13 protein-coding genes are annotated in these 12,096 nt (G+C 65.0%); 6 read left to right on the plus strand and 7 right to left on the minus strand.

Annotated features, from left to right (window positions below):
* Positions 1-188 precede the first annotated feature (188 nt).
* The 3 genes from AAGW05_RS00360 (at position 189) to AAGW05_RS00370 (ending at position 3,187) form a co-directional block, all read left to right on the plus strand.
* The gene (locus AAGW05_RS00360; RefSeq protein ID WP_411802840.1) at positions 189-980 is read left to right on the plus strand and encodes an electron transfer flavoprotein subunit beta/FixA family protein; all 792 of its coding nucleotides are present in this window, start codon (positions 189-191) and stop codon (positions 978-980) included.
* Positions 981-990: 10 nt separating this feature from the next.
* On the plus strand, positions 991-1,959 hold the full coding sequence (locus AAGW05_RS00365) for an electron transfer flavoprotein subunit alpha/FixB family protein (protein ID WP_411802474.1): 969 nt from the start codon (positions 991-993) through the stop codon (positions 1,957-1,959).
* Positions 1,960-2,146: 187 nt separating this feature from the next.
* Positions 2,147-3,187 carry a hypothetical protein gene (locus AAGW05_RS00370; RefSeq protein ID WP_411802475.1) on the plus strand — a complete coding sequence of 347 codons (1,041 nt, stop codon included), beginning with the start codon at positions 2,147-2,149 and terminating at the stop codon, positions 3,185-3,187.
* A gap of 76 nt (positions 3,188-3,263) precedes the next feature.
* On the opposite strand, the gene AAGW05_RS00375 is transcribed toward AAGW05_RS00370, so the two are convergent.
* The 3 genes from AAGW05_RS00375 to AAGW05_RS00385 are packed head-to-tail and all read right to left on the minus strand — an operon-like array spanning position 3,264 to position 5,637.
* Positions 3,264-4,067, minus strand: coding sequence for a class I SAM-dependent methyltransferase (locus AAGW05_RS00375; protein ID WP_411802476.1), 804 nt, complete (start codon positions 4,065-4,067; stop codon positions 3,264-3,266).
* 58 nt (positions 4,068-4,125) lie between these two features.
* The gene (locus tag AAGW05_RS00380) at positions 4,126-4,599 is read right to left on the minus strand and encodes a tRNA (cytidine(34)-2'-O)-methyltransferase (RefSeq protein WP_411802477.1); all 474 of its coding nucleotides are present in this window, start codon (positions 4,597-4,599) and stop codon (positions 4,126-4,128) included.
* Positions 4,600-4,614: 15 nt separating this feature from the next.
* Positions 4,615-5,637 (minus strand): J domain-containing protein, encoded by a 1,023-nt coding sequence (locus tag AAGW05_RS00385; RefSeq protein WP_411802478.1) that lies wholly within the window; start codon positions 5,635-5,637, stop codon positions 4,615-4,617.
* An 86-nt stretch (positions 5,638-5,723) separates the two neighbouring features.
* Between AAGW05_RS00385 and AAGW05_RS00390 the strand changes: the two genes are divergently transcribed.
* Both AAGW05_RS00390 and AAGW05_RS00395 read left to right on the plus strand, forming a co-directional pair.
* Positions 5,724-6,671 carry a diacylglycerol/lipid kinase family protein gene (locus tag AAGW05_RS00390; protein WP_411802479.1) on the plus strand — a complete coding sequence of 316 codons (948 nt, stop codon included), beginning with the start codon at positions 5,724-5,726 and terminating at the stop codon, positions 6,669-6,671.
* A 46-nt stretch (positions 6,672-6,717) separates the two neighbouring features.
* Positions 6,718-7,449: a hypothetical protein gene (locus AAGW05_RS00395; RefSeq protein WP_411802480.1), complete on the plus strand. Its 732-nt coding sequence runs from the start codon at positions 6,718-6,720 to the stop codon at positions 7,447-7,449.
* Positions 7,450-7,459: 10 nt separating this feature from the next.
* On the opposite strand, the gene AAGW05_RS00400 is transcribed toward AAGW05_RS00395, so the two are convergent.
* From AAGW05_RS00400 to folE, 4 genes are all read right to left on the minus strand, one after another.
* Positions 7,460-8,239: a pyrimidine reductase family protein gene (locus tag AAGW05_RS00400; RefSeq protein WP_411802481.1), complete on the minus strand. Its 780-nt coding sequence runs from the start codon at positions 8,237-8,239 to the stop codon at positions 7,460-7,462.
* Positions 8,236-9,219, minus strand: coding sequence for a dihydropteroate synthase (gene folP, locus AAGW05_RS00405; RefSeq protein WP_411802482.1), 984 nt, complete (start codon positions 9,217-9,219; stop codon positions 8,236-8,238). The genes AAGW05_RS00400 and folP overlap by 4 nt, the downstream gene beginning before the upstream one ends.
* Before the next feature lie 8 nt (positions 9,220-9,227).
* A complete protein-coding gene (locus tag AAGW05_RS00410; RefSeq protein WP_411802483.1) occupies positions 9,228-10,481 on the minus strand; it encodes an NAD(P)/FAD-dependent oxidoreductase in 1,254 nt (417 codons plus the stop codon).
* Between the two features lie 89 nt (positions 10,482-10,570).
* Positions 10,571-11,179 carry a GTP cyclohydrolase I gene (gene folE, locus AAGW05_RS00415; protein WP_411802485.1) on the minus strand — a complete coding sequence of 203 codons (609 nt, stop codon included), beginning with the start codon at positions 11,177-11,179 and terminating at the stop codon, positions 10,571-10,573.
* Between the two features lie 117 nt (positions 11,180-11,296).
* Here folE and AAGW05_RS00420 point away from each other — a divergent pair, with 117 nt between their 5' ends.
* Positions 11,297-12,061 (plus strand): helix-turn-helix transcriptional regulator, encoded by a 765-nt coding sequence (locus tag AAGW05_RS00420; RefSeq protein ID WP_411802487.1) that lies wholly within the window; start codon positions 11,297-11,299, stop codon positions 12,059-12,061.
* Positions 12,062-12,096: the final 35 nt, after the last annotated feature.

The following is a 12,096-nucleotide window of genomic DNA, read 5'->3' on the forward strand; positions in this document are numbered from 1 at the left end:
CTGCGCGTACAACGCCGCACTGTTCGCTGGGAGTAAAGAATTGACGCGGAAAATTCCGGCACAGGCCCGCCACGAACTAAGCTGTTGAGGTAGGCCAAGGGCGAACCCGCGGCACCCGCCCCGGCACGGGGAAGGCGCCGTTCAACCATCCGCCCATGACACAAAGGACAGCAGTGGAAAACTCAGCACTGAATATTGTCGTACTGGTGAAGTATGTGCCAGATGCACAATTTGACCGACACCTCACAGGTGATGCTCACACGCTCGATCGGAACGAGAGCATCCTTTCCGAACTTGATGAATACGCACTGGAAGCAGCACTGGCGCTGACGGACGCCCGTGGTGGCGCCAAGGCAGGAAACACTGTCACGGCGTTGACGCTTGGCCCTGCATCCGCCGCGGCCGCGGTGAAAAAGTCACTGCAGATCGGTGCCACACAGGGCCTGCATGTCACGGACGATGCGCTGGCAGGCTCCGATGCCTCAGCCACCTCCCTGGCGCTGGCCGCCGCCATCAAGACCCTTGGCCCGGTGGACCTTGTCATCACCGGCATGGCCTCCACTGACGGCGAAACATCCATCGTGCCGGCCCAGCTGGCGGCCCGACTGGGCCTGGCGCAGGTCACCTTCGCCTCGGCGCTTGAGGTTGACGGCAACACAGTCATGGCCCGCCGCGACGGCGACGACTTCTCCGAGGAAATCCAGGCCACCCTGCCAGCACTCGTATCGGTGACGGATCAGGCCAACGATCCTCGCTACCCGAACTTCAAGGGCATCATTGCCGCGAAGAAGAAGAAGGTGACAACAGTATCCCTGGCCGATCTGGGCTTGGCCCCGTCCGACGTCGGACATGCCGGTTCGCTGACGCAGGTCACCGCGGCGGCCGAGCGCCCCGCCCGCACCGCCGGCACCATCATCACCGACTCGGGCGATGCCGGCATCCAGCTCGTTGACTTCCTGGCCGCAGCGAAACTGATCTGAGGAACCATTCATGACTGCAATTGTTATCTACATCGATCAGCTCGACACCCCCGGCAAACTGTCAGCCACGACGCACCAGCTGCTGACCCTGGCCCGGGGTGCCGGTGAACCCGTTGCCGTTGTTGCCGGTCCCGTCGGCGCCGAGGTGCTCACGGACCTTGGCGCCTACGGCGTTGCCCGGGTGCTGCACTCGGAGCAGGCCGAGCTTGGCCAGTTCCTCGTTGCGCCCAAGGCCGACCTCCTCGCCCAGGCCGCGGCCGCCGTTTCCGCCAGCGCAGTGCTGGTTGACAACGGCGCCGCCGGCAAGGAAATTGCGGCCCGTGTGGGTGTCGCCCTGAACGCCGGCGTCATCACCGATGCCGTCTCCGTGACGCACGACGGCGGCGCCCTGGTTGCGCACAAGTCGGTCCTCGCGGGGTCCTACACCGTAGAGGCCAGGGCCACCTCCACCGTCGCCGTGATCAGCGTCAAGGCGCACAGCGTGGAGGCGTCCCCGGCTGCTTCGGCTACGGCTCCCTCCGTCGAGGCAGTGACTGTTGCATTCGCGCCGTCGAGCCTTGCTGCACGCGTTCTCTCACGCACCCCGCGCGCCGCCTCGGGCCGTCCCGAACTTGAGGACGCTCGCATCGTTGTGGCCGGTGGGCGCGGCGTTGACGGCGACTTCACCCCGATTGAGGAACTGGCCGACGTCCTGGGCGCCGCGGTTGGCGCATCACGTGCCGCGACCGACGCCGGCTGGATTTCACACGCCTCGCAGGTTGGCCAGACGGGCAAGAAGGTTGCCCCGCAGCTGTACATCTCGGTGGGCATCTCAGGCGCCATCCAGCAGAAGGCCGGAATGCAGACATCCAAGCTTATCGTTGCGGTGAACAAGGACTCCGAGTCGCCCATCTTTGAGATTGCCGACTTCGGCATTGTCGGGGACCTGTTCAAGGTCCTGCCGCAGGCCGTGGAGGAAATCAAGCGCCGCCGCGCCTAAGCACCGCGCCTCCGCTGCGGAATACGCCGCCGTTTGACGGAAATGCCAGGGTTTGAACTATGGCATTTCCGTCAAACGGCGGCATTTTTCATTGATGCGATGATGGCCCGGCAAACGGAGTTATCCACAGGCGCCCGACTGCCCCTGTTTTACCTCCGGAAGTGATGGAACGCTGGAAGGCATGAACATGCCAAAGCTCATCAGATCAGCGGAGTACGATCGCCTCGGGGAGGACCGCCGCAAGTTGGCCACGCTTCAGCGTCAGGGTGAGCTCGTTCGTGTGTCCCGAGGCATCTATGTCGAATCTGCCGATTGGAACGGGCTTTCGGGCAAGGAGCGGTACGGTTTGAAAGCCGCAGCCTTTGTTCGGCAGGCTGGACGGGAGCCGGTTTTTTGCCATGCCACAGCTGCACTTCTGTGGGGGCTGTGGATTGTTGGCACACCCCAAAAGCTGCACGCCATTACCGAGGTGCGGACCAGCGGGCGCAGTTCCGGCGGCGTAACCCGGCATATAGGATCCCTGTCAGAGGGAGTGCAACGCTGTGGGCGGTTTCTTGTCACTGACAAGCTCACCACAACCTTGCAGCTCATCGGCAGCTTGGCGTTTCCCTATGCCGTTGCCGTCTGCGATTCGAGTCTGCGGGTACCCCGTGGTGCCGGGAAGGTGAACCTGTTCACGGTTCCCGATTCAGATCCCTTCCAACAGTGGCCCGCGTGGGAGACCGATAGCCCGCAGGGTCTTCCACTCACTGTTGAGGAACTGCAGGCAGCCGCCAATCTTCTGCCCAGCAAGGCGTCCCGGACCCGAATCCACAAGGTGATCGATTTTGCCTCCGGGCTGTCCGGCTCGGCGGGGGAATCAATCAGCCGCGCCAAAATGTTTCAGCTGGGATTCCCGGAGCCCGTCCTGCAGCAGAGGTTTGAGCTCAGGGACGGAAGGAACGCCTTTGTCGATTTCTGGTTCAAGGAGCAGAGGGCCGTCGGCGAGTTCGACGGGAAAGGGAAATACCTCAGGGCCGGATGGGGCGGCGGGCTTTCACTGCAGGGGCGGATCATGGCAGAAAAGTCGCGCGAGGACCAGATCAGGGCCTTTGACGTTGGATTTGCCAGGTGGGATTGGAAGGAACTGATGGACAGCGACAAATTCACGTCCATATTGCGCCAGGCGGGTCTTCGGCAAAGCTGGTCCAGTGCAGCGCCGCCCGTGGGCTTGCGAAAAATGCCATAGTTTGACGGAAATGCCATGGTTCAAACCCCGGCATTTCCGTCAAACCCCGGCATTTTTCAAAAGCCCGGCCAACCGGTCAGCGGGGGACCGACGCCGTGGCGATCATGGCGTCGGAGTTCATTTCAATGCGCGGGCCCACTGACTGGATGAAGTCGCGGCGGACCCTGGCGATGGCCTCGGGGTCGCGGGGGAGCAAGGTGCGCCAGCCGCTGCCCATGACAAGGTTCCAGGCCATGGCGTCATCGACGGTGAGGGTCAGTGGATGAGTGGTGACCGAGGCGTCCTCAAGTCCGCGCTCCCCCAGCCAGGTGGCCAGTGATTCGGGGGTGGCCACGCGGGCCATGTTCTGGTTTGCCAGCGGAACCACCCCGGCCAGGCGGGGACGTTCCTTGACGGAGGCCTGAAGGATGCGCTCGGCGAAGGGTTCAAGGGCGCCCTCGATCCAGGTGCTCGTGACAAGGCGCCCGCCGGGGCGCAGCATGGAGGCCAGGTGTTCAACGCCTGATTCCATGTCCGAGAAGAAAAACATGCTGTAGGAACACAGGACGGCGTCAAAGGTGCGGTGGCCGCGCCACTGCGTGACATCAGCTTCGGTCAGCGTCGTGTTCAGAATGCCACGCTCCGACAGGTTTGCAGCGGCAATGCGCAGCAGGCCGGTGGAAAGATCGACGCCGTCGACGGTTCCGCCGGGTCCCACGGCAAGGGCGGCCGGAATGGTGGCTGCGCCCGTTCCGCAGCACGCGTCAAGGACCTTCTCGCCCGGCTGCAGCACGGCAGCCGCAACGACGTCACGACCCATCGGATCCCAGAGTTTATCCGACCATGCCTCAAATTGCAGCGCCCCATCGGTGAACGCCAGGCCAGGATCGCGAGCGGACATGCATACCTCCAGTTGATGAAAAGTGTGGGCCAGGCAGTCCGGGCATGACCCAGAAGCCTTATGCCGTGAGTTGTGCCCCGGCAAAGCCGTTTTGGCGCCAGGCTTCAAAGACGGCGATGGATGCCGCATTGGCCAGGTTCAACGACCGCAATGCCGGGAGCATGGGCAGTCGCACGCGGGACGTGATGTGGGGATCGTGCTTGACGTCCTCGGGCAGTCCATCGGATTCCCGGCCAAACATCAGCACGTCGCCTGGCTTGTAGGCGATGTCCGTGTAGTTGATTTCACCGTCGGAGGTGAACGCGAAGACCCGTTCGGGGGCCAGCACCTTCCACGCATCGTCGAGGGTCTTGTGGACGGTGACCACGGCGAGATCGTGGTAATCCAGCCCTGCCCGGCGCAACTTGGCGTCGGAGAAGTCAAACCCCAGGGGTTCAACCAGGTGCAGTTCGGCGCCGGTGATGGCGGCCAAGCGAATGGCGTTGCCGGTGTTGCCGGGGATCTCGGGGGTCATGAATAGGATGCGAAACACTGTTTTATCCTACAGCTAGTACATGCCGCCAAGGAGCCGGTCCAGGACGTGCAGGTCGACAACGTTGGGGGATGGTCCGGAGGCCAAAAAGTGCTTGACCTCGCGGACAAAGCGCGCGGCGTTGGCCATGTTGACTGTGTTGGAGCCGTCGGGCTCGGTGCCGCGAGCGTAGTCGATGACGGGTTCAAAGAGGTTTCCCGTGCTGCTGTGCACGCACACCCAGGCAGTCACATTGCATTCCGGGAAGAGATCCTGGAACTGGCGGGCGGCAGGGATCAGCTGCGGCGGGGCTGCAACCCTGCTGCCGTGGGCCAGCGCGCTGCCGTCCCAACGGTAGGCGCCGTCGGGCACCAGCATGGAACCAATGATGGCGATCCGGTACCCGGAAACCAGCACATGGTCGATGTAGCCGTTGTTGAAGGGGGCGGTGAGCCCGTTGACAAGCCGCGCGGCGGGAATGCCCGGCAGCACCTGCGCCATGATCAGCTGCGCGGTGCGGGCCTCACGGGCAAGGCGGGAGGATGCGCCAAACACTCCACGCTTGCGCGGGGCGCCGTGGACGGGCTGGGCCGCGGTGGAACGGGGCATCAGCGGCGTTTCACCGTCAGCCAGGGATTCGTAGGCGGGGACGTAGACGGCGGGATCGCCGGCCTTGTCGCGTTCCCCGGATGACCCGGGAGCGCGGCGGGTGCTGAAGCCGCCGTTGGCGGCGAATCCCGCCCGGCCGCCGGAAGACCCTGACGAGCCGTAGGAACCGGCGCCGGACGCCGTGCGTGCGCCGGAACCTGCAGGGGCTGCTGACCCGTAGGACTTGTCGTAGGACTGGCGGCGCGCGGGATCAACCAGGACCTCATAGGCCTCGGTGATCTGGCGGAAAAGTGCCGGGTCCCCGCCCCTGTCCGGGTGGGCGATCCGGGCAGCTTTGCGGTACGCGATCTTGATGTCTCGCTCGGAGGCGGAACGTGCAAGTCCCAGGACTTGGTAATGCGTGAGGTGCTTCTCGCCCACGAGGGACCTTTCGCTAGCCCGGCTGTGCAAGAGTTCATTCTAACCGCCCGAACTGGCCATTAAAATTGTGCCTAAATTCCGCGAAGGGTCCGCGCGCTGTCATACTGGCAGCTGCCATGAACACATTCCCTGACGCCTCTGCGGGCGCCAACGCAGCCCTCACCATTGCCGTGGCCATCAACCCGCGCGCCGCCTTTGGCGGGAACCGCCGGAATTCGCCCGGGCAAACAGGGGACATGGTCGTCGGGCGCCTGCGCGACGCCGGACACAACGTCACGCTTCTGCGTCGCCGCGACTACCAGTCCCTGAGGCACGCGGTCGACGCCGAACTTACGGCAGGTGCCCAAGCCCTGGTTGTGGTCGGTGGTGACGGCATGGTCCACCTAGGCGTCAACGCCCTGGCAGGCACTGACGTTCCGCTCGGCATCATTCCTGCAGGCACCGGCAACGACGCCGCCCGCGGACTTGGCCTTGACCCGCGGGACCCGGCTGCCGCCGTCGAACGTTTCCTGGGCGCCTGCAAGGGCACGCCGCGCACTGTGGACCTGGGCCGGATCGAGCGGACAGGGCAGCCGCCCGTCTGGTTCATGTGCGCCCTCTCGGCCGGCTTCGATGCGCTTGTCAACGAGCGCGCTAACGGCTGGCACCACCCGCGCGGCACCCTGCGCTACAACCTGGCGATCCTGCGCGAACTCCTGTTCCTGAAGCCGCTGCGCTACACGCTAACTGTCGACGGGGTGCCCCGCGCCCTGCCGGCCACCCTGATTTCCATCTCGAACGGCACCTCCATCGGCGGTGGCATGAAGATCACCCCCGATGCCAAGTACGACGACGGGCTGCTGGATTTGTTTGTCGTCTCACCCGTGTCGCGGCTGACGTTCCTGCGCATTTACCCGCTCGTGTTCTCGGGCAGGCACACAACCCATCCTGTGGTGGGTATTGAGCGGGTCCAGGAGGTTGTCATCGACTCGCCCGGGGTGGTTGCCTACGCTGATGGGGAGCGGATGGGGGCGCTGCCGGCGACGGTGAAGGTCGACCCTGGCGCCCTGCAGCTGTGGGTGTAGCCCCATGGCCCGGCTCTCGCGTGGCCCGGGGGCTACAGTGGATCCCGTGAATGAACGACGTGGCGCAATCATGAGGGCCGCAGCCCGTACCCGCATTGCCGCTGTGGCACTCATGGCCGTTGCAGGCTTGGCCGGATGCAGCATCACTGTGCCATCGACGGCCGCTCCGACAGTGTCGGAGTCGACGCCTGCGCGAACGTACGCGCCGCCGAGCGTCCAGGCCGGACACGACGCGGCGGCAGTCGCCGCAGCCCCCATGACCTTTGCCGCAGGCAACACCCTTTCGCCCGGCATTGCCGTGAAATTCAGCGACAATCTTGGCCAGTCGCCGCAGGACTACTCGGAAACGCCGGTGCCGCCGGAGTGGAAGATCGTAACGAACACCGTGGCCGGCCGGACGCAGTACACAAACGCTGCGGGGTGCCTTGCCGCCTACTGGACAACCACCAACCAGGGCCCGCTCATCACTGCCGGTGACGACAAGGCGTCGACCGTGGCGATGATGAAGTACCTCATTCCATCGGTCATGGACGAATCCCTCATCGAGGCCAAGCTGCCTTGGACGGCCGAGGCAGGAAAGAACGGCCCCGCCATTTCCTTCCTTGGCTTCCACACCAAGGCTGCAAAGGACGTCATGGCCAGCACGGTGTGGGTACGCATGCTCGGCACGGCAGGCACAGGATTGCTGGTGAGCCTTGCCTGTCCAAGCGACGCGCTGCTCGCCTCAACGACGCCGCAGGTGATGGCGACATTGTCGGTGGCCCCGCCGTCGAACTGACGCGGGCGGGCTAGTCCGTGCCGCGTACGTAGCGCAGGAACAGCATTGAATCGGCTTTTAGAATCCTGACCAGACTCATGCCTGCGGGTGCATCCGGCGCGCTGGCGTCCGCGCCCGTGTTCGGGCTGTTGGCGATGCGCCCGGCCGAACCGCCAACGAGCAGCGGCGATATTGTCAGATTCAATTCGTCCACGAGGCCGGCGGCGGCAAACGTGCCCAGCAGTGTCGGCCCGCCCTCGCAATGGATGTTCGGCAATCCGCGCCGGGCAAGTTCGGAAATGACCAGTTCCGGCTCGAGGGATTCGCCCCCCACCATGACCAGCTCGGCCACCTTGGACAGCTTGTCCCGGCGCTCCTGCGGCGCCGATTCCAAGGTCAGGATCAGCGGCCTGTGGGGTGCCTGCCTGAACACCTCAAGGTCCGGGTAAAGGTTCAGCGAACCCGAGACAATGGCCAGGGGAGGGTGGGGCTGCATCCAATGGTCGTGGCGCCACTGCTGGGCCGCCTTGCTCAGCAACTCGCCACCGTAGCCCTCGGCCCTGATGGTTTGCGCTCCGACGAGGATCACGTCGGCGTTCTGGCGCAGCAGGGAAAAGACGCGCAGGTCCCACGCATTGCCGAGCTGGCCCGACAACCCGTCCATCGAGGCGGCACCGTCGATGCTTGAGATGAAGTTGAAGCCAACCCACGGCCTGCCTGTCCGGCTGTTCTCGGGCGGCGGGGCCAGCACCTCCTGTTCAAGGGCCGTTGCGGAGAGCAGCGCCGGGTTGGGGAAGAGCCGCTCCATCATGTCGTGCCGGCCGTACTAGGCCGGCCGGGCCGGCCGGGCTCGTTGATGTCTCGCATGTTGTGTATGAGGTGTGCCGGCGCGCGCCAGCCAAGCACTGCCTCCGTCATGCGGATCGCCGAACTGGCCGACGCCACATTGTGCATGCGCAGGATCCTGGCCCCGCCAAGGATGCAGATCACCCCTGTGGCCAGCGACCCTTCAAGCCGTTCGTACTTGGGCTGGTCGAGCGTCTCGCCAATGAAGTCCTTGTTGGACACTGCGGCCAGGGCGGGGAAGCCAAGGGCTGCGATCTCATTGAAGCGGCGCGTGATTTCAAGGGTGTGCAGGGTGTTCTTGTTCAGGTCGTGCCCGGGGTCGATGATGATCTTCTCCGCCGGGACCCCCAGGGACAGGGCAAGCTCGACCCGATGGGCCAGGAACGCCGCAACCTCGGTGACGACGTCGTCGTAGTGCGGCCGCGGATACACGGTCCGCGGCGCCGCCAACGAGTGCGTGATGACGAGGTGCGCACCCGACTCCGCCACCACGGAGGCAATCTCGGGGTTGGACAGGCCCGTGGTGTCGTTGATGACGTGGGCGCCGGCGGCAATGCTGCGGGCCGCGACCTCAGGCAAGAAGGTGTCAACGGAGATGATCACGTCGCTGGCGGCAGACAGGGCGGCGATGACAGGGACAACCCTGTCGCCTTCCTCCCGGGCACTCATCGCGGGCCCCGGGGAGAAGGGCACCCCGCCGATGTCGACCCAATCTGCGCCTGCCTGGACCGCGCCAAGCGACGCGGCAACCGCGGCGTCAAGGGCAAAGGTGGCTCCGCCGTCGTAAAAGGAATCAGGGGTGCGGTTGACGATCGCCATGAGCGCCACCTGCCGGCTGAAGTCAAGGGTTCGCGGGCCGAAGTGGTGCACGGCGTGAAGCAGCGGCGGGGTGTAGAACGGCGCGGCCAAGGCGGTGGCAGTGCCTGGATCTGTGAATGTGTCCATACCCACCATCAAAGGGCCTCGAGCGGGGTTTGCGGGTCAGCCAGCCTCGCCATGTCGACAATCCGCCGCGATGAGATGAGCTCCTTGATGGCGTCCTGCACGTCCCAAATATTGACGTTCATGCCGGCCACCACGCGCCCGTCGAGGACCCAGAAGGCGATGAATTCGCGCGTTTCCAGGCTGCCACGGACCACGGTTTCGGCGTCCCTTGTCAGCGCGCCGAAGCCCGAATATTCCATGCCAAGGTCGAACTGGTCGGTGTAGAAGTACGGGATGTCATCGAGCACTGCCTCCTGGCCGAGCATTGACTTCGCCGCGACCTTGCCGCTGGCAATGGCGTTCGCCCAGTGTTCGGAGCGGGCGAAGGCGCCGGTGAAAGGGTGCATGGCGTTGGCGACGTCGCCCGCCGCGAACACGTCCGCCGCGGAGGTTTGCAAGGATGCGGTGACCTCGATGCCGTTGTTGATCGTGAGCCCGGCAGCCTGTGCCAGCGCTATATTCGGGACCACACCCACTGCCACAATCACGATGTCGGCCGGCAGCGTCACGCCCGTGGTTGTCAGCACCGAGGTGGCCACGCCGTCGGTGCCTTGGATTTCCGCGGCACTGGCGGGCAGCTCAAAGCGAACGCCGGCCTCCTTGTGCCTGTCGGCAAACACCGTGCCCAGCTCGGCGCCAATCGCCGCCGACAGCGGAACGTCCTCAAGACCCATCAGCGCCACATGGTTGCCAAGCTCGGTGGCCGTGGCCGCGATTTCCATGCCGATCCAGCCGGAGCCGATCATGACAACGTTCTTGCCGCCGCCTGTGAAAAGCTCCTTCATGGCAAGGCTGTCGGACTTGGTCCGGAAGGTGTAAACGCCCTTAAGGTCGACGCCGGGAAAGGGGATCCGGCGCGGGGCGGCACCTGTTGCGATGAGCACCTTGGCATACGGGAGGGTCCGGCCATCGCTGAGCGTGACGGTGTGGGCCTGCGGGTTCAGGGCGGTTGCGGCCGTCCCCGTCAGGACCGTGACATTGTTCTCGGGGTACCAGCTGGCTGGCAGCGGAAGCAGTGCGTCCTCGCCCTCCTTGCCCGCAAGGAATCCCTTGGACAGCGGCGGGCGCTGGTACGGGATTTCGTCTTCCTCGGCCAGGATCGTGACCGCGCCGCCCCAGCCTTCCTTGCGTAGGGTTTCGGCGGCCGTCGCGGCGGTGAGGCCGCCGCCGATGATCACCATGCCTGCGTTGGCGGGGGAGGGTGTGCTGGGTGACTCGTCCATGATCGAAACTCTTTCCAGTGGAAATTTTGGTGTCTCTTGTATGAAAACGCTCTGTCGGCGAAAAAGCTTCCTAACGGGCAGGGTACGCCTTAGTGAGGGAACTGCCCGCGCAAAGGCCCGTCGTCGGACAACAAGCCGGTGAAGACCGATGTCCGCGTCATCGTCCCGGAGGTCTGCACCCCGCGGAGGGACATGCACATGTGCTCGGCCTCCATGACAACGCCAACGCCGCGCGGGGCCAGCGTGTCCTCGAGCCAGTCGGCCACCTGCTGGGTGAGGCGCTCCTGGACCTGCAGGTCACGGGCGAAAAGCTCCACGCCGCGGGCCAGCTTTGACAGGCCGAAGAGGCGATCCCCCGGCAGGTATCCCACATGGGCCACGCCCCTGAACGGCAGCAGGTGGTGCTGGCACAGGGAGTTGAAGGGGATGTCCTTGACAAGCACAAGGCCCTGATAGCCGTCGTCGTTGGGAAAGGTTGTCCACGAGGTCACGCGCGGGGTGAGCATCTGGGCATAGGCGGCGGCCACCCGGCGGGGAGTCTCGATCAGGTGTGGGTCGCTCTCGTCGCGGCCAAGCGCCCGCAGGAACTCGGCAATGGCTGCCTGGGCGCGGGGCAGATCGATGCCTGACCCATCGACCAGCGGTTCCGGGTCTTCGAACGCGAGCAGGTCCGGCAGTGGTGCAGTGGAGATGGACATATCCAACCCTTTCTAAAGCTTGTATTATTGACTTTAGAAGTGCAGACTCAAGACGTCAAGTAATAACGAAACAATCGATAACCTGCCACGCCGGGCCTCCCGTACAGGGAGTGCGCGGTGGCAAGAGAGCCCCAGGCCGCTGTCATGAACCACCCGGCGCAGCACCCCTCCACTGAGCAACCCTTTCCGGAGCAACCAGCCAAGGAGCATGCGGGCAGTCCCGTGTTCGACGACGGTGCGCGCCTGCGTGCCGTGGCGTCACTGGGGGATCCCGTGCGCAGGCGGCTCTTTGAGCTGGTGCGCGACTCCGGCCGTCCGCTGAGCCGCGACGATTGTGCCCAGGAGCTCGGCCTGCCACGGAGCACCATCCGTGCACATCTTGACCGGCTGGTGGCCGAGCAGCTGTTGCTCGTTGATTTCCGCAAAGTGGGGAAGAAGACGGGCCCCGGCTCCGGACGACCAACAAAGCTGTATACCGCGGCCAGGAGCGAGGTCAGCGCATCCGTCCCGCCGCGACACTACGATCTTGCGGCCGCCCTGTTGGCTTCAGCCGTCCAGCGCTCCATCGACACCGGGGCCGGCATCCAGGAGTCCCTCGCCACGGTTGCCTTTGACGAGGGGCGGCTCATGGGCGCCGAGACCGGGACCATCCACCAGCTGCTGCTGGACGCCGGCTACGGCCCCGAGCCGGACGGGGAGGGTGGAACCATCATGGCCAACTGCCCGTTCCACCGCCTATCGAAGGACCACCCGGGCGTGGTGTGTTCGCTCAACGGCTCGCTGCTCAGCGGGGCGCTGGAGGGATGCGCCGATTCGGCCTACACCCTCGAGCCCGACGCCGAAATCTCCCACTGCTGCGCCCGCCTCGTCCCGAAAACGTAGGGACTCCACCTCCAGGACCGCCGAGGTAGCGGGTC

Origin of the sequence: Arthrobacter sp. LAPM80 (assembly GCF_046736435.1) — a bacterium.
Taxonomy (GTDB): domain Bacteria; phylum Actinomycetota; class Actinomycetes; order Actinomycetales; family Micrococcaceae; genus Specibacter.